Origin of the sequence: Flagellimonas ulvae (assembly GCF_049333175.1) — a bacterium.
Classification (GTDB): Bacteria; Bacteroidota; Bacteroidia; order Flavobacteriales; family Flavobacteriaceae; genus Flagellimonas.
In genome coordinates, this window is record NZ_CP186325.1 from 1,875,261 (window position 1) to 1,892,724 (window position 17,464).

Consider the following 17,464-nt stretch of genomic DNA (forward strand, 5'->3'; position numbering starts at 1 on the left):
ACGTATGAAAATATCTATTGAAAAGGCAAAGCAAATTTGCACCAAAAGTCAATATGGAGAAGCTACCTGGTGGGAATTGCTGCAACTCAATGTGTATTTGCTCTTTAGCAAAGAGTGTTCTGATTTCTCTGCAAAGAACAAGAAACTGACTTCCCTATGTGAACGTGCTGGTTTGGATACACTATCAGAAAATGAAAAAGACAATATGAAGAAAAAGCTAAAAGAACTCTCCTAGCTCAATTCCCAAAGAACTACAATTGAAACAGCCCAGAATATGGGTACCGCCTCAATCCAAAAAGACGTAAAGTATTTGGATTTTTTTTTGGATACCAGAAGCATGGGTATTAAAACAACTCCCAACAGAATCCTTGATACTAATTCTTTTACAGAAAGAAAATCTTTAAAATAAGTAAGCAGGACAAAAAATAAGGTAAGTACAACTCCTAATACCGTGGCACCTCGAATTCCAATAATCTGGGGAATAGTCCATAATTCTTTAAAATCTGTTTCCATATCCCGTATTTCAAAAGGCAGCATTAGAATGATGACCAAAAGGAATCGTTGCAAAAGCATAACTCCGACATCCCAATTAAATGGAGATTGATGTTGAACCACAGGTAATAAAACGGTAAATCCTGCCCATACCAAAGCAACAACATAGATTTTAAAGCCTGCAAGATTTCGAAGATTCTTGGTTTTGGGTAAAAAAGGAATGGCATATAGGCCAGACAATATACCCAGTCCGGCAATGTAAACTAAAACTTCCTGCCTCAATTGAGATGCGAAAAAAACCGTTGGAATGAAACCCAAAAAACTAAATACCTGGATCTTCCTGTGATACGTTTTAGAAACAATGAGATATTTTTTGGCTTCCACGCCATATTTGATGAAATTATAGCATACAATCGTCGAAAAAAATGAAAACCCTAATAACGCATTTTCAACTGGAATGTTTAACAAAAGAGAAGAAGTAATAACCAGTGCGGTAACCGCCAAACCCACATGAATACTGGCATCCAAATAAAAGTCGAAAAGGGTCCGAAGCGTACGCATTAAACAGAATTTAAGAAACGCCCTTAAAGGTTAATTTTCAGTTAACAACTTTGAAGGGCCATAGCTCAAAAATGCCCATTTTCATTGAATTTATCGCTAATTTTGTGGACTTTATAAGCTGACTATGAATACAGAAGTGTTTGCATCTAGGCACAACGGAATCACAGAAAAGGATTTGCCCCATATGTTCGATACCATTGGGGTGGAAAACATGGAACAATTAATTCAAGAAACCATTCCAAATGACATCAGGTTAAAATCTCCATTGGACTTACCTGAAGGCATAAGTGAGCATGAGTTTTTGAGTCATATCCAGAAGCTATCTGAAAAAAACAAGGTATTTAAAAGCTATATTGGATTGGGATACCATGAATCGTTGACTCCCTCCGTAATCAAAAGAAATATTCTTGAGAATCCGGGTTGGTATACCGCCTATACCCCCTATCAAGCAGAAATCGCCCAAGGAAGACTGGAAGCGCTTCTTAATTTCCAGACCACAATTTGTGACCTCACTGGAATGGAAATTGCCAATGCCTCTCTTTTGGATGAAAGTACGGCAGCCGCTGAAGCCATGACCATGCTTTTTGATGTTCGTAGTAGACAGCAAAAAAAAGAAGGTATTCTAAAGTTCTTCGTTTCAGAAGAGATTCTACCCCAAACACTAAGTCTGTTACAGACTCGTTCACATCCCTTAGGAATTGAATTGGTTGTGGGCAATCATGAAGAATTTGATTTCTCAACTGATTTTTATGGAGCATTGCTTCAATATCCTGGAAAACACGGTCAGGTTCATGACTATGCTTCCTTTGTGGAAAAAGCAAAGGCAAATGATATTAAGGTTGCCGTTGCTGCTGATATTTTAAGTTTGGTTTTATTAACTCCTCCAGGGGAATGGGGTGTTGATGTAGTCGTGGGTACCACTCAGCGTTTTGGAATTCCACTAGGGTATGGTGGCCCACACGCTGCCTTTTTTGCCACGAAAGAAGATTACAAACGAAATATTCCGGGAAGGATTATTGGTGTGACCAAGGACACGGATGGCAATCGTGCACTTCGCATGGCATTGCAAACCCGTGAGCAACACATCAAAAGGGATAAAGCTACTTCCAACATCTGTACAGCTCAGGTATTGCTGGCGGTAATGGCCGGAATGTATGCGGTCTATCATGGTCCAAATGGATTAAAATTTATAGCAACCAAAGTTCACAACAATGCCAGATTAGTCTCTGAAATGGTTGAACATTTAGGCTTTGAGCAGCTCAATTCTTGTTATTTTGATACAATAAAGGTACATGTAGAAGACGTTTATTTACTCAAGAAGATAACAGAACACATAGGAATCAATTTAAATTATATTGATAAAAAATCTGTTTCTATATCTCTGAATGAGGCTGTAACTGGAGAAGACTTAGTAAATCTTTATGAATGTTTTAATGCATTAAAAAGGTCTAGTGGTGACAAGACAAAAATCAAAGAGGATTTCTCAAACCATGATTCAGAAGGTTTTACACATATTTCGAGTCAATCAAAAATATCCATACCCAAGGATAATCTTATCCCTCAAAATTTGCAGCGCAAAACTCCTTTTTTGGAACATGAAGTCTTCAATTCCTATCATTCCGAGACAGAGTTGATGCGTTATATCAAAAAATTGGAACGCAAAGATTTGGCATTAAATCATTCCATGATTTCATTGGGAAGCTGCACCATGAAGTTGAATGCGGCTTCTGAAATGCTTCCTTTAAGTTGGGCTAATTGGGGCAATATCCACCCTTTTGCACCGCTTGACCAAGCTGAAGGTTATCAAATTGTTTTAAAAGAATTGGAGCAGCAGCTAAATATAATCACTGGTTTCGCAGCTACTTCGTTACAACCCAACTCCGGAGCCCAAGGTGAATATGCTGGATTGATGACCATAAGGGCTTATCACAAATCGAGAGGTGAGGAACACCGTACCATCTGTATTATTCCTGCTTCGGCACACGGTACCAACCCAGCTTCAGCAGTAATGGCAGGAATGAAAGTTGTGGTTACCAAAACCGATGACCAAGGAAATATTGATGTTGGTGATTTAGAGGAGAAAGTGCTTCAGCATTCTGAAAATCTCGCTGCACTTATGATAACCTACCCCTCAACACACGGGGTTTTTGAATCTTCCATAAAACGAATCACTAAACTTATTCATGATAACGGAGGGCAGGTGTATATGGACGGGGCCAACATGAATGCTCAAGTTGGGTTGACTAATCCGGCTACTATTGGCGCAGATGTATGTCACCTTAATCTACATAAAACTTTTGCCATTCCACATGGAGGAGGGGGCCCAGGAGTGGGGCCAATTTGTGTAGCAGAACAATTAAAACCTTTCCTTCCCACCAATCCTATAATCAAAACAGGTGGTGAACAGGCCATTACGGCAATTTCTGGTGCTCCATGGGGCAGTTCATTAGCATGCCTCATTTCGTATGGATATATAAAAATGCTAGGGACCAAAGGGCTGACTGATGCTACCAAAATTGCCATTTTAAATGCAAACTACATCAAGGACCGCTTAAAAGGTAAATTTGACGTGCTCTATACTGGGGAAAGAGGCAGAGCGGCCCATGAAATGATAATCGACTGTAGACCTTTTAAAGCCCATGGAATTGAAGTGACCGATATAGCCAAAAGATTGATGGACTACGGCTTTCATGCTCCAACCGTATCGTTCCCTGTTGCGGGAACCATAATGATTGAACCCACGGAAAGTGAGAGTTTGGCCGAGTTGGATAGATTTTGTGATGCCATGTTGGCTATCCGCGAAGAAATTGATGAGGCTAACCCTGCCGATTCAGATAATGTTCTTAAAAATGCACCTCACACTTTGAACATGGTCACAAGTGACCATTGGGAGTTTCCCTATACGCGGCAAAAAGCAGCTTTCCCATTGGAATATGTAGGTGAAAACAAGTTTTGGCCTACAGTTCGGAGAGTGGATGAAGCTTTTGGGGATCGTAATTTAATATGTACTTGCGCACCCATCGAAGCATACGCCGAGGCTTAGATAAAGTAGCACTATGACTGATATAAGGTACTGGATTTTCATAAAGTCTGGTGCCTTGTTTTTTATTAGCTTAAATTTAGTAGCGCTTGAACGTCGTACTTAATATTATGCATGCATAATAAAATTTAGGATTAAGGCTATTTTTAGAATAATTAAAACCTCAATATGAAGATAGGCATCACTGGAACTGGAAGTTATATCCCCTCTGTAGTCACAAAGAATGAAGATTTCTTAGAGCATGATTTTTTAGGGACCGATGGCTCTTCCTTTCAAGTTGAGAATGCAGTTATCATAGAAAAGTTCAAATCAATTACGGGTATTGCTGAAAGGAGATATGCAAAACCTGAACTAAAAACCTCGGATTTAGGTTACTTAGCCGCCGAAAAAGCAATAGAGAACGCACGAATTGATAAAGAGGAACTGGACTATATCATCTTTGCCCACAACTTTGGAGATTTGACCGTAGGAAAGAGTCAGGGAGATACTTTACCCAGTTTGGCTACTAGAGTCAAACACTTGCTTCAGATAAAAAACCCTAAGTGTGTTGCTTACGATACAATTTTTGGTTGCCCCGGTTGGATAGAGGGTGTAATACAAGCTTCCGCCTATATTAAAAGTGGAATGGCCAAAAAGTGTTTAGTAATAGGTGGAGAGACATTATCTCGAGTGATTGATGAACACGATAGAGACAGTATGATTTATTCTGATGGAGCTGGCGCAGCCATAATTGAGAGCAACGCCTCTGGTGAAATTTTGAGTCATGCTTCGGTTACACATGCCAACGGAGAAGCCTATTTTCTGTTTTTTGATAAAACCTATAATGAAGAAGGCTGTTCAGATACCCGTTACATAAAAATGCATGGACGTAAAATCTATGAATTTGCATGTACCCATGTGCCCAAAGCAATGGCAGATTGTTTGGCAGATAGCGGTGTTGCCATTGACGATGTTAAAAAAATATTCATTCATCAAGCCAATGAGAAAATGGATGAAGCCATTATTAAGCGTTTTTATCGAATCTATGGTAAAGAAGCCCCTGAAGGCATTATGCCCATGAGCATTCATAAGCTGGGCAACAGCTCTGTAGCCACTATTCCCACCCTCTTTGATTTAGTTCGAAAAGGCCATTTACAAGAACATGAAGTACACAAAGGAGATGTTGTTATCTTTGCAAGCGTTGGTGCTGGTATGAATATCAATGCCATTGTTTACAGATATTAAATGTACGAGAACAACTTTCCAAACAAAAGATACAAACACACTCTTACCTTTTTACAGAAACATATACCCGTTTCAGATACCATTCTGGATTTGGGCGTGGACAATCCATTTTCCAATATTATGAGGGAACAGGGTTATAGTGTAGAAAACACCATGGGAGAGGATTTGGATATAGATTTTTCCAGCGTAACGCAATCAAACGCCGAGGTGGTAACAGCCTTTGAAATCTTTGAACATTTGGTTGCTCCTTTTAATGTGTTGAAAGAAATCAAGTCCAAGAAACTAGTGGCCAGCATACCTATGCGGCTCTGGTTTTCATCTGCCTACAGAAGTAAGACAGACCCATGGGACAGGCACTACCACGAATTTGAAGATTGGCAATTTGATTGGCTTTTGGAGAAATCCGGTTGGAAAATAAAGGATACTGCAAAATGGACGAACCCGACCAAAAAAATCGGCATAAGACCCTTGCTCAGGTTTTTTACTAATAGGTATTATATTGTCTACGCCGAGCGTTAACTTATGCATATAAGCATTATCATCCCGGCACATAATGAGGAGGCATATCTTTCACAATGCCTGGATTCCTTTGTCAATCAAACCCATCCCCCAACCGAGTTGATTATTGTGGACGATAACTCAAGTGATGACACTTTTGAAATTGCGTCCAAATTTGCCGAAAGGTTTAAATGGATAAAAGTATTCCAACGGCAGTCTTCAGACGAGCACGTTCCAGGCAAAAAAGTGGTGGACACCTTTAATTTTGGGCTCCAACAAACTTCTGACTATGATCTTATCGGAAAGTTTGATGCGGATATTATCTTGCCTCTTAATTATTTTGAAGTCTTACTTAACCACTTTCAAAGTAATTGGAAGTTGGGAATGTGTGGTGGTCTCCTATATATCAAAAAAGGGGAAGATTGGGTCTATGAAAACATTGCTGATAAGTCACATGTTCGCGGGCCTATAAAACTGTACTTTAAGAAGTGTTTTGAAAAAATTGGTGGGCTACGCCCGGGTGTTGGCTGGGATACCGTAGATGTACTCTTGACTAAATACCATGACTTTGAAACCAAAACCGACCCAAGTTTAAAGGTAAAACATCTACGGCCCACTGGTCATGGATACAGTTCCAAAAATTATCAGGCCAAAGGATTGGCACTCTATAAAATGCGCTACGGAATACTGCTCACTAAATTGGCTGCACTTAAGATGACATGGCAAGCAAAAAAACCACTTCTTTTTTTCCAAGTGCTTATTGGTTACTGCAAAGCAGTTATACGTAAATTACCACGATATGTTACCAAACAAGAAGGTAGTTTTATTAGAAAGTATCGGTGGAATGGTGTTTGGTCAAAAATTTTCTAACCAATCTTAAATTACAGATAAATATTTATTCCAATCCAATTTTTTCTTACAAATAAAAACGATTAATCTTTTTATTCAATCATTTAAATATTACGATTTATAGACTTATAGACCCCTGAACATCAATTGGTTAATCCAAAGAACCCATTCATCAATTGAGAATCCATAATATCAGTTTTGAAGGGTATTTTAATAGTAGAGCTACTATTGAGATTTACCTACAAAATGAAAAGCATTTATATAAAAAATCGATGTCACACCAATTCCAAAAAGTTTTCAATTCTCTTTTTTTCTGCTTTCTTTCTGCTGAATCTACATTTGATTTTCTCACAAATTCCTGGACAAAGCTATTTTGATGATACAGCATACATAGAATACATCGCTGGAAATTACCCTTTAATTATTTCCGTACCACATGGGGGAGATATGTCCCCAGACATCATTTCTGATAGAGTCTGCGTTGATTTAAATGATGATAATTTTGATGATGATTTTAATGTTCCGTGTGGAAGCATAATTACTCTTAATGATTCTTTTACTCAAGAAATAGGAAGAAGTATAACTACCTACTTTCACCAACAAACAGGGTTTTACCCGCATGTGGTGATTAATCGTTTAAGGAGAAGAAAACTGGATACTAATCGTAGCAAAGAACAAAAACCATATCAAAATGAAGGTGGCGAAACGGAGGAAGCATGGGACAATTATCAAAATTTTATTGAGATGGCCAAAACCAAAATTGTTCAAGACTTTGGAAGAGGACTTCTTATAGATCTTCATGGTCATGCTCATGAAATAAAAAGAATAGAGCTAGGGTATATCCTGACGCACAGCGACCTTAACCAATCCGATAATACTCTCAACACACCTTTTCATATTAATAGGAACAGCACTAAAAACCTAATTAACAATAATGCCTTAAATCTTGAACATTCAGAATTGGTTAGAGGGCCGATGAGTTTTGGGGCGCTAATCCATAATAAGGGATACCCAGCGGTACCTAGTCCAGCAGACCTTTTTCCAGACTTTGATGAACCTTATTTTAATGGAGGGTATAATGTGCTCATGCACGGAGCACATTTTAATGATAACTTCGATGCGTTTCAAATTGAGTGTGACCAAGACATCCGAATAAACGGTGGAGAACCAGCTAGAGAACAATTTGCAGAATTATGCGCCACTGCAATTAACGAATACATAAGCCTTCATTATGGTCTCGGAGTAATAGACTTTGATGGGGATGGAGCATTCAGTGATATAGATTGTGACGACAATAACGCATCTGTCAACCCAAATGCAGAAGAAATTCCATACAACGGAATAGATGACGACTGCAATCCCGATACACCAGATGATGACCTTGATGGGGACGGCTTTGTAAATGCAAATGACTGTGATGACAACGATGCTTCAATAAAGCCAAACGCAGAGGAGATTCCATACAATGGCATTGACGATGACTGCAATGCCAATACACCCGATGACGACCTCGACGGGGATGGCTTTGTAAATGCAAACGATTGTGACGACAATGATGCATCCATAAAACCAAACGCAGAGGAGATTCCATACAACGGCATTGATGATGACTGTAATCCTGACACACCCGATGATGACCTTGATGGGGACGGCTTTGCAAATGCAAACGACTGCAATGACAACAATGCTTCAATAAACCCGAATGCAAAAGAGATTCCATACAATGGTATTGACGATGACTGCAATGCCAATACACCCGATGACGACCTCGACGGGGATGGCTTTGTAAATGCAAACGATTGTGACGACAATGATGCATCCATAAAACCAAACGCTGAAGAAATTCCATACAACGGCATCGATGACGACTGCAATCCCGATACGTCCGACGATGACATTGACGGGGATGGCTTTGCACATGTGGATGACTGCAATGACAATGATGCTTCAATAAACCCGAGCGGCGAAGAAATACCAAATAATGGAGTTGATGACGATTGTAATCCAGAAACATCGGACACCGTTTCAGATGAAATTTCCATTCCATCTGAAGAAGAACTTGAAGAAGTTAACGATTTATTTATTGTGTATCCCAATCCGGCCAATGAAGAGCTAAATATCAATCTTCCACAAAAAATACAGTCTTATCGGATTAGATTATTTGACCAGAATGGAAGGCTTGTGTTAGAGGTTAAGAATCAAAATGTTTTAAAAGTGGCCCACTTATCCCAAGGAACCTATATCCTGATTTTCCAAAATCTCAAAAACAACAAGCTAATAATCAAAAACTTACTTATAGTACGTTAGAAATAAAGACTATATAAAACCCTTAATCCAAAACCTCTCCAATAGGTTTTCCCGTAGTGCCATTGGGAAAGGCTATTCCTAATAAAGTAGAAATTGTAGGGGCTACATCTGGAATTTCGGTTCGATTGACAGTAGTACCCTTCTTAATTCCTTTTCCAAAGAACAAAAGTGGCACATGGGTATCATAAATCATAGGGGTACCATGTGAAGAGCCAGTTCTTCCATATTGTGCAAAACCAGGTCTAGGAACAAAAAAAATATCACCTGAACGTTTTTGGTTATAGCCTTTCTGCAAAATAGAAGGAATTCCAGAAGTATATTCATTTTGCCACATTTGAAATGCAGTGTAAACTTGATTGACGTTTTCGTATCCCAATAGCTCAAAAGCAATTTCGTCTTGGGCGTCATCCAAATCAATATCCAAATTCTCTATAACCTTGTGGTCCAAAAAAACCTGAAAATTAGAGATATTCATTACTATGTCTGTTGTACCGTATTTATATCTCAAAAACTCATTAAACCTTCCACGTATTCCTTCAAGGTCGATATACCCAGCTGGTACTTTTTGATCACGTAGATACGCCGGCACATGAACCGCTCCATGATCTGCGGTCAAAAACAAAGTATATTGCCCTACCCCTACCCTTTCATCTAGTGTATTGAGTATACGCTCCAAATCCAAATCCAATCTAAGATAGGTATCTTGAATTTCCTTGGAGTTCACTCCATATTTATGACCAATATAATCAGTGCTAGAAAAGCTTATTGCCAGAAAATCGGTGACGCTATCAACGCCTAAGCCCTCTTTTTCAAGAGCTTTCAAAGCAAAATCCGCAGTGATGCTATTGCCGTAGGGTGTATATTTCAATATTTCGAAATCTTTTTCCTTACTTAACAGGTTTGGGGTGTTATGGGGAAATGTGGGACTTACCTCATCCTCAAATGGAGTTTCATAGGAGTTGTTGTCAGAACCACTCTCAACATATGTGCTGATATCCTTTAAAGTATTCCATTCTTTTTTATACTGCTTAATGGCATCGGATGTGTTAAAATCATTGACCCATTCAGGAAGTTGTGACATATAGTAGGAACTGGTAATCCATTTTCCCACATCACCTCCTTCAAACCAGTAAGCAGCATTGGCCATATGTCCGCCTGGAAGCACGGCCCCTCTATCTTTCAAAGCGATGGCGACAACCTTCCCCCGTTTCTGTGTGTGCAGACGCAATTGGTCGGTTATCGTTGTGGATAGCATCCGATGTGGTGACATTTTCCCGGCATTGGAAGATGTTCCTATGGAATTATACTCGCTGTCCCCAGCACAATACACCCCTAAATCCTGGGTTTTATCATACCAAGTGTTACCTATAATGCCATGCGTAGCAGGTGTGGCTCCGGTATACACTGAGGCGTGACCCGGACCTGTGCTTGTTGGAGCGTAATTAAAGTGATGATTTTTACAGTTAAAACCTTCCCTGACCAGACGCTTGAATCCTCCTTCGCCATAATGACTCCAAAAACGAGTCAGATAATCATATCGCATTTGGTCTACAATAATCCCTACAACCAATTTGGGTTTCTGCGCAACTTCAACAGCCTTTACCTCCGGTGTTTTTTTCTTATTACGCTGTGCTTGAACGCAAAAACTACTAAAAATCACAACAATTAAAAGTATGAGGTTGTTTCTCTTCACAATTTCTTTTTTTAAACAATAACGGCAAAGCTATCTAATATTCCAGTTTAAAACTCAATTGAAGGTTAAATACAAAGCAATATTCTTATTTTTATCGAATGAACTATCTGGAAGCGATTGGTAGATACTTCATCATGGTATGGGAAGTGTTTAAAAAACCTACCAAATGGCCAATCATGAGGTCCCTGATTCTCAAGGAAATTGATGAACTTATCTTTGGATCTCTGGGAATCATCATTTTCATCTCTTTTTTTATAGGTGGGGTGGTTACCATACAGACCGCACTCAATTTGAATAGCCCACTTATACCAAAAAGTCTTATTGGTTTTGCCACTAGACAATCTGTTATTTTGGAATTTGCTCCCACCTTTACCTCTATCATCATGGCAGGAAAAGTAGGCTCGTACATCACTTCGAGTATTGGAACCATGAAAGTAACGGAACAAATTGATGCGCTTGAAGTAATGGGGGTCAATTCATTAAATTATCTTGTTTTTCCCAAGATAATTGCCATGTTGATGTATCCGTTTGCTGTGGCCCTTGCCATGTATGTTGGAATTTTCGGCGGTTGGATTGCTGGAGCTTTTGGAGGTTATGCCCCTAGTGGGGAGTTTGTTAAAGGACTTCAACTCGACTTTATTCCATTCCATGTCACCTATGCTTTCATAAAAACCGTAGTTTTTGCCTTTGTTATAGCCACCATTCCCTCCTATCATGGTTTTTATATGAAGGGAGGCGCTTTGGAAGTTGGTAAGGCCAGCACCACTTCTTTTGTATGGACCAGTGTGGTCATCATTATATTAAACTATATTCTCACTCAATTACTTTTGGGCTAATGATTCAGGTAGAAGACATACACAAGTCGTTTGGAGAAACCCATGTTCTGAAGGGAATTACTACAAATTTTGAAAAAGGTAAAACCAATTTGGTCATAGGACAGAGTGGCTCTGGGAAAACTGTTTTTCTCAAATGTCTACTTGGACTTTTTGAACCGGAAAAAGGCAAAATTTGTTATAATGGACAGTTTTATTCTGAACTTTCCATAAGCGAACGAAGGGATTTACGACAGGAAATGGGTATGGTTTTTCAAGGTAGTGCACTCTTTGATTCCATGACTGTTGAAGGTAATGTTATGTTTCCTCTGGAAATGTTCACCAAGCAGACTCGAGCAGAAATGAAGGACCGGGTAGACTTTGTATTGGAAAGGGTAAATCTAGTGGAAGCACACAAAAAATTCCCTTCGGAAATATCTGGTGGAATGAAGAAACGGGTAGCTATAGCTAGGGCCATTGTAATGAATCCAAAGTATTTGTTTTGCGATGAGCCCAACTCGGGTTTGGACCCTAAAACTGCCATTTTAATAGATAATCTAATCCAAGAAATAACCAAAGAATACGACATTACCACTGTAATCAACACCCATGATATGAATTCGGTTATGGAAATTGGAGAGAAAATTATTTTTCTGAAAAACGGATATAAAGAATGGGAAGGCACTAATAAAGAAATCTTCAAGACCGATAATGAAGCTGTCACTAATTTTGTCTATTCTTCCGAATTGTTCAAAAAAGTACGGCAAATGTATATTGAAGAAAGAAACTAATCAAGGTTCCACTTCCTTAACCACCACAGTTTTATCGCCTAAGCGGATTTTTAACCAATCATTGATTTTTTTCCGCTCCGTTTCGCGTTCTTTTTTTCTAATGCTTTTATTCCATTTCAATTCAAAGACCGGGATTGTATCCGTTTTCTTAAAATCCGTTTGTAATTGATAAGAAAAACTCATTTGATCCACGTTTTGGTAATTGGCTTTTAACTCTTGTCCTATATTTCCAAAAGGTATTTGTTTTGAAGCATTTTTGGTCAAACCTGCCACGGTTTGCTCCAATAACCGAATTTGTTCATCTTTATTCAAAAGCTCTGCCTTGTTCTTTTCATAAAGCTCACTCACATAATTGAACTTTTCTTCTGAATCGTCCCTTCCTCCCTGCAGTATTCTAAATTCTGCATCTTGAAGTCTGGAATATTGATTTTTTTGCGTTCGCCAAGTATTGATGACATTTTCCGGAATCAATTCATCTCCCATACAAACCAATTCTATTAACGGTACCTCTCCATCCCGAAACTCAAGTTTTGTAAGGTTATCAACGTATCTTCCGGAAGAGCCAAATTGATATACTTCAATGGTCTCATTTAAAAACTCCTGAGCCTGTTTCCGAAACAAAGACTCCTGAAACACGCTATAAAAAGTAATTCCAGCAGGAATCATGACCAAAATCCCAGTTAAGGAAGCTACCCGAGCAATAAACCGTCTTCTTTGAGAATTGGCATAACGCACCATGGGAAAACGCAGAAACTTAATCACCAAAAAAGTGGCTAAGCCAATAAAAATGGTATTGATAATGAAAAGATACATGGCTCCCGCGGCATACAACGGTTTCCCGATTGCCAAGCCGAAGCCAACGGTACATAGAGGAGGCATAAGCGCTGTGGCAATGGCAACACCAAAAATAACACTGGCAATAGTTCCCTTTTTTGCTCTAGCTATCACCAAGGCCAAACCTCCAAAAAAAGCGATAAGCACATCACGAATATCAGGTTTGGTGCGAGCCAACAACTCTGAAGATTCGTCCCTTAAAGGAAACAAGTAGAAAAACAAAAATGCAGTTACCACACTGAGCACGACCATCACAGCGAAGTTCTTCAAAGACCGCCTGAGTGTATCTATGTCATTTATCGCCAATGACAAGCCCATCCCCAATATTGGGCCCATTAAGGGAGAAATCAACATGGCTCCAATTACCACAGCAGTGGAATTGGCATTTAATCCAATGGATGCTATAAAAATGGAACAAATGAGAATCCAAGAGGTATGCCCCTTGAACGGAATGTCGGCAATAATAGATTCTTTGGTGGCCACGGCATCTGTGTTGGAGCGTATTTCCAAAAGATCGGAAAGAAACCTTAGGCCACTACCCAAAAGGCCTTTAAAATCCTTTTTTACCTCATCCCCACTATCTTGGGGGTTTGGGTCGCCGGCAAATAAATTCTCACTCATGTTTATGTGTATTCTTCTCCAAATTGATCTTTTACTTTACCAAGTACCTTTTTAATATCCTGCTGTTTGGCTTTGGGGTATATGAGAAGTACATCTTCCTTATCAACAATAATATAATCTTCTAAACCATCCACAACAACAATCTTATTTGAGGAAGTTCTAATCATGTTGTTTTGGGCGTTCTCCAGCAAGGTTCTACAGTTTACAACTGCATTCTCTTCACTGTCTTTATCCAATTTGTCGTACAAAGCACCCCATGTACCCAAATCATTCCAATCAAAACTGGCGGGTAGGGTGTAAATAGACTTGGACTGTTCCAAGATAGCATAATCAATGGAGATGTTCTCCGCCTTGGCATAGTTTTCCTGTATAAACTCAGCTTCATCAGGAGTGTTATAGCATGAAAAACCACCTTGAAACAATTCGTATTGTCCAGGCTGGTAATTTTTAAATGCATCAACTATGGTTCTCACGCTCCACATAAATATTCCGGCATTCCATAAAAAATTTCCCTGAGCCAGAAACTCTTTGGCGGTTTCATAATCAGGTTTCTCTCTGAATTGTGACACTTTTTTAAGCTTTTGGTCACCTCCCTTTTCAAATTCAATATAGCCAAAACCTGTATTGGGAAATGTTGGCCGAATACCAAGAGTACATAATACCGATTCCTGCTCACACTTGTCAAAACAGAGTTTTACGTCATTCGCAAAAGCTTCTTCATCCTCAATCCAATGATCACTGGGTGCCACGACCATTACAGCGTTAGGATTCATTTTTTGAATCTTTAAAGAGGCATACAAAATGCAGGGAGAAGTATTACGCATGGCTGGCTCCAAAACAACTTGATTTTGTTTTACCATAGGCAATTGTTCCAATACCAAATCATTGTAGCGTTCATTGGTCAGAATGAGTATGTTTTCTGTTGGGATAAATTGGTTGAGGCGGTCAAACGTTTTTTGGATAAGTGTTTTTCCCGTTCCCAGCATATCATGGAACTGTTTAGGATAAGAAGAGGTACTCACCGGCCAGAACCGAGACCCTACCCCGCCCGCCATTAAAATGGCATAATAGTTTTTGTTCATATTGGTTTTACTTTGTAGTTCCTGCCAACATAGGAGTCTGCTACTATTTTTAATTCCGCACCAAGTGCAGAATGCTATTTATTTTATCAATTCGACCTCTGCATTGGGTTGAAACAAATATACCTTGCCTGTATTCAATTCAACACATTCAAAACGTTTAATTCGTTTTTTGCCCTTTTTGAACAACTTTCCGTTGTACAGACGAAATGTACTTCCCATAGGTATTTCAAAAATATATTGATTTTTACGTTCTTCTGGGTCAAAAGCCTTAAGGCCAATGGACAAGCGAGCGTCTGTACTGCTACTTGCTTTGGGGTTTTTAAAATGATTGGCAATTATAGGAAGTAATTGAGATGGAAAAATCTCGGGTCGGATAAAGGGAAGCATCAAACGTTGAAAGGTTTGTTTCCATTCCACTCCATGAGGTTTAATATAACGGCCATACGTTTCAAAAGCCACTAAATGAGCGATTTCATGAACTAGAGTAATAAGAAATCGATATGAGTTCAGTGAGGCATTCACCGTGATTTGATGTCCACCATTGGGAAGTTTTCTATAATCCCCATGACGCGTAACCCTATGACTGACAATTTTCAAATGCACCTCATACGTTTTGATAAGCTCAAAACAGGGCTCCACTGCTCTTTCAGGTAGGTATTTGCTCAAAGTAGCGTTCACACTACCAAAATTACGTTTTTCTATTTAGGAAAGAAGTTTTAAGGTGTACTGTTACTTACTTGCAACAGCTTTCCATTGTAAAATTGATGCCCTGTGAATGCAAAGTTCTTGATATAGTTGGCCATTTCCAGTGCGGTAACTGGAGCTTCATAGCCCGGAAACGCTTCGGCCAACATCTCAGTCTGAACAGCACCTATTGCCAAAACATTGAAACTTGGACCACTTTCTTTGAATTCTTCGGCCCAGAGTTCCGTTAGAGTAATGACCGCTCCCTTGCTTGAGCTATAAGCGGATAATCCAGGAAACTTAAGACTGCCCTGTACTCCTCCCATAGAACTTATGGTAACAACATGTCCATCTTTGGACATTTTAGGTAAGACCGTTTTGGTTGTTTCCGCTACCCCAAAAACATTGACCCCATATACTTTTTTAAAGTCTTCCATCTCAGTCTCTAACATGGGTTTATTCAAAAAGCTGCCCGCATTATTGATGAGTACATCCACGGACGACCAATCTTCCAAAACACTTTTTAATTGACTAAAGTCATCTGGACTGCCTAAATCAAATGGAAAGGCTTCAACACTGGGCAATTGCAAGTCCAATACTGGTTTAGCATTTCGAGATAGCGCTAAAACTTGATGCCCTTCTTCGGCAAAAAGTTTTACCAACTCAAAGCCTATGCCCCTGCTTGTTCCCGTGATTATAATGTTTGCCATTACTTGGTATGTATATTAAATCTTACTGGTCATTTCAAATCTTTGGAAAAGAATGAGAAATCTCGAGGTTTCGAGATTTCTCCCATACGGTCGAAATGACATATTAGTTAATTCATCTTGACTACTTGGTCAGGAGCGTTGGAGATACCTTCCACAACCGGAATAAGTTTGTTCACCAAAGTTGCCATGTGCTCAAAATCCATCAACTCATTTTCATCACCTACGCGGTGGTAAAACATAAAATTGGTGAAATCAAACGTACAAAAGGTATGTGAGGGTACTCCAAACTGTTGATAAAAAGGATAATTATCAGAGCGCTGGAACAGATTATATTCTTTTGCGGTAGGCAGAAAACCCACCAAGTTTTCCTTGGCATATTGGTTTGTTACCTCAGCCAAGTTTGATTTTTTATATCCCGTAATGTAAACCTGATAATCCTTGTCTCGCATTGGGACCCCGGTCATTTCAAAATTAAGCATGGAATACAGATTTAAACCTTCTTCTTTCATCCTTTTGGCCATATGCTTAGAACCAAACAAGCCTTTTTCCTCAGCACTGAATAAAGCAAAAATCAAGCTTCTTTTGTTGGTCTTCTTCTCTCCAAAATATCTAGCCAATTCTAATACGGAACTGGTTCCAGATGCATTGTCGTTAGCTCCGTTGGCTATGGCATCCCCGTTTTCAATTTTAATTATTCCAATATGATCATAGTGCGCCCCAATTATGATGTATTCCTTCTTCAATTCTGGGTCGGAACCTTCTATCACACCCAAAACATTGTAAGATGTTTTTTTATAATTGGTCAAGGTATCTCGATAAGATTCGTAATATGGAGCTACTTGATTCGATTGAAGAAAATTCTCAATGTACTGGGCAGCTTTTTCGATGCCCTCACTTCCTGAATCGCGGCCTTTCAAATCATCTGAGGCAAGAAAACTCATGTGGGCCTTTATGGTTTTGGCATCCGTAAATGCGATTCGGGATATTTCATTCTTATCTGCCTTTAGGCCTTCCGGACCACCAATATCTTGAGTTGAAGGCCTCCATGTAGGACTTATAGGGTCAGTTTCAATACGCTCAGGAGTCTGAGTAGTTTTACATGAAGCCATCAAAACGCAGAACGCAACGCATATGAGTTTATTTAATTTCATAATCTATTCTTCCAAAATTCAGATATATCTATCCTAACTTTAATTAATCAGAACATTACTAGGTTCTATCAAATCTAAAACAAAAAAAGTATCTCTATTCCAGAGATACTTTTCA

15 protein-coding genes are annotated in these 17,464 nt (G+C 39.2%); 8 read left to right on the forward strand and 7 right to left on the reverse strand.

Annotated elements, in window-relative coordinates; all coding sequences use genetic code 11:
- Positions 1–4: 4 nt before the first annotated feature.
- Positions 5–235, forward strand: a complete 231-nt coding sequence (locus tag ACOKFD_RS08680; protein ID WP_422860857.1) for a hypothetical protein — start codon at positions 5–7, stop codon at positions 233–235.
- Here the strand turns inward: ACOKFD_RS08680 and ACOKFD_RS08685 are convergent.
- Positions 232–1,053: a hypothetical protein gene (locus ACOKFD_RS08685; protein ID WP_422860858.1), complete on the reverse strand. Its 822-nt coding sequence runs from the start codon at positions 1,051–1,053 to the stop codon at positions 232–234. The two genes, ACOKFD_RS08680 and ACOKFD_RS08685, sit on opposite strands and share 4 nt — an antisense overlap.
- A 124-nt stretch (positions 1,054–1,177) precedes the next feature.
- Here ACOKFD_RS08685 and gcvP point away from each other — a divergent pair, with 124 nt between their 5' ends.
- The 5 genes from gcvP (at position 1,178) to ACOKFD_RS08710 (ending at position 8,971) form a co-directional block, all read left to right on the forward strand.
- Positions 1,178–4,096, forward strand: coding sequence for an aminomethyl-transferring glycine dehydrogenase (gene gcvP, locus ACOKFD_RS08690; RefSeq protein ID WP_422860859.1), 2,919 nt, complete (start codon positions 1,178–1,180; stop codon positions 4,094–4,096).
- A 165-nt stretch (positions 4,097–4,261) separates the two neighbouring features.
- Complete coding sequence (locus ACOKFD_RS08695; protein WP_422860860.1) at positions 4,262–5,317, forward strand: 3-oxoacyl-ACP synthase III family protein; 1,056 nt, start codon at positions 4,262–4,264, stop codon at positions 5,315–5,317.
- The gene (locus tag ACOKFD_RS08700; RefSeq protein WP_422860861.1) at positions 5,318–5,836 is read left to right on the forward strand and encodes a methyltransferase; all 519 of its coding nucleotides are present in this window, start codon (positions 5,318–5,320) and stop codon (positions 5,834–5,836) included.
- A 3-nt stretch (positions 5,837–5,839) separates the two neighbouring features.
- Positions 5,840–6,685 (forward strand): glycosyltransferase, encoded by an 846-nt coding sequence (locus ACOKFD_RS08705; RefSeq protein ID WP_422860862.1) that lies wholly within the window; start codon positions 5,840–5,842, stop codon positions 6,683–6,685.
- Between the two features lie 225 nt (positions 6,686–6,910).
- Entirely contained in the window at positions 6,911–8,971 is a 2,061-nt protein-coding gene (locus tag ACOKFD_RS08710) for a MopE-related protein (protein ID WP_422860863.1), read from the forward strand.
- A gap of 22 nt (positions 8,972–8,993) precedes the next feature.
- Here the strand turns inward: ACOKFD_RS08710 and pafA are convergent, their stop codons facing one another.
- The gene (pafA, locus tag ACOKFD_RS08715; RefSeq protein WP_422860864.1) at positions 8,994–10,664 is read right to left on the reverse strand and encodes an alkaline phosphatase PafA; all 1,671 of its coding nucleotides are present in this window, start codon (positions 10,662–10,664) and stop codon (positions 8,994–8,996) included.
- A gap of 98 nt (positions 10,665–10,762) precedes the next feature.
- On the opposite strand from pafA, the gene ACOKFD_RS08720 reads away from it, so the two are divergent.
- Both ACOKFD_RS08720 and ACOKFD_RS08725 read left to right on the forward strand, forming a co-directional pair.
- Positions 10,763–11,500, forward strand: coding sequence for an ABC transporter permease (locus ACOKFD_RS08720; protein ID WP_299000148.1), 738 nt, complete (start codon positions 10,763–10,765; stop codon positions 11,498–11,500).
- A complete protein-coding gene (locus ACOKFD_RS08725; protein ID WP_422860865.1) occupies positions 11,500–12,267 on the forward strand; it encodes an ABC transporter ATP-binding protein in 768 nt (255 codons plus the stop codon). The genes ACOKFD_RS08720 and ACOKFD_RS08725 overlap by 1 nt, the downstream gene beginning before the upstream one ends.
- Here the strand turns inward: ACOKFD_RS08725 and ACOKFD_RS08730 are convergent, their stop codons facing one another.
- The 5 genes from ACOKFD_RS08730 to ACOKFD_RS08750 form a co-directional block, all read right to left on the reverse strand.
- On the reverse strand, positions 12,268–13,722 hold the full coding sequence (locus ACOKFD_RS08730) for a DUF389 domain-containing protein (RefSeq protein ID WP_422860866.1): 1,455 nt from the start codon (positions 13,720–13,722) through the stop codon (positions 12,268–12,270). It lies immediately after the preceding gene.
- Positions 13,723–13,724: 2 nt separating this feature from the next.
- The gene (locus tag ACOKFD_RS08735; protein WP_422860867.1) at positions 13,725–14,804 is read right to left on the reverse strand and encodes a mannose-1-phosphate guanylyltransferase; all 1,080 of its coding nucleotides are present in this window, start codon (positions 14,802–14,804) and stop codon (positions 13,725–13,727) included.
- Positions 14,805–14,882: 78 nt separating this feature from the next.
- On the reverse strand, positions 14,883–15,482 hold the full coding sequence (locus tag ACOKFD_RS08740; protein WP_422860868.1) for a SprT-like domain-containing protein: 600 nt from the start codon (positions 15,480–15,482) through the stop codon (positions 14,883–14,885).
- A gap of 38 nt (positions 15,483–15,520) precedes the next feature.
- Complete coding sequence (locus ACOKFD_RS08745) at positions 15,521–16,198, reverse strand: SDR family NAD(P)-dependent oxidoreductase (protein WP_422860869.1); 678 nt, start codon at positions 16,196–16,198, stop codon at positions 15,521–15,523.
- Between the two features lie 107 nt (positions 16,199–16,305).
- Positions 16,306–17,349 carry a M28 family metallopeptidase gene (locus ACOKFD_RS08750; RefSeq protein ID WP_422860870.1) on the reverse strand — a complete coding sequence of 348 codons (1,044 nt, stop codon included), beginning with the start codon at positions 17,347–17,349 and terminating at the stop codon, positions 16,306–16,308.
- Positions 17,350–17,464: the final 115 nt, after the last annotated feature.

Bases quoted from the DNA above. Each gene is read 5' to 3' on its own strand.
- ACOKFD_RS08700 (WP_422860861.1), top strand. From the start codon at position 5,318: ATGTACGAGAACAACTTTCCAAACAAAAGATACAAACACACTCTTACC.
- gcvP (WP_422860859.1), top strand. From the start codon at position 1,178: ATGAATACAGAAGTGTTTGCATCTAGGCACAACGGAATCACAGAAAAG.
- ACOKFD_RS08680 (WP_422860857.1), top strand. From the start codon at position 5: ATGAAAATATCTATTGAAAAGGCAAAGCAAATTTGCACCAAAAGTCAA.
- ACOKFD_RS08720 (WP_299000148.1), top strand. From the start codon at position 10,763: ATGAACTATCTGGAAGCGATTGGTAGATACTTCATCATGGTATGGGAA.
- ACOKFD_RS08705 (WP_422860862.1), top strand. From the start codon at position 5,840: ATGCATATAAGCATTATCATCCCGGCACATAATGAGGAGGCATATCTT.
- ACOKFD_RS08730 (WP_422860866.1), bottom strand. From the start codon at position 13,722: ATGAGTGAGAATTTATTTGCCGGCGACCCAAACCCCCAAGATAGTGGG.
- ACOKFD_RS08750 (WP_422860870.1), bottom strand. From the start codon at position 17,349: ATGAAATTAAATAAACTCATATGCGTTGCGTTCTGCGTTTTGATGGCT.
- ACOKFD_RS08745 (WP_422860869.1), bottom strand. From the start codon at position 16,198: ATGGCAAACATTATAATCACGGGAACAAGCAGGGGCATAGGCTTTGAG.
- ACOKFD_RS08685 (WP_422860858.1), bottom strand. From the start codon at position 1,053: ATGCGTACGCTTCGGACCCTTTTCGACTTTTATTTGGATGCCAGTATT.
- ACOKFD_RS08735 (WP_422860867.1), bottom strand. From the start codon at position 14,804: ATGAACAAAAACTATTATGCCATTTTAATGGCGGGCGGGGTAGGGTCT.
- ACOKFD_RS08710 (WP_422860863.1), top strand. From the start codon at position 6,911: ATGAAAAGCATTTATATAAAAAATCGATGTCACACCAATTCCAAAAAG.
- ACOKFD_RS08725 (WP_422860865.1), top strand. From the start codon at position 11,500: ATGATTCAGGTAGAAGACATACACAAGTCGTTTGGAGAAACCCATGTT.
- ACOKFD_RS08695 (WP_422860860.1), top strand. From the start codon at position 4,262: ATGAAGATAGGCATCACTGGAACTGGAAGTTATATCCCCTCTGTAGTC.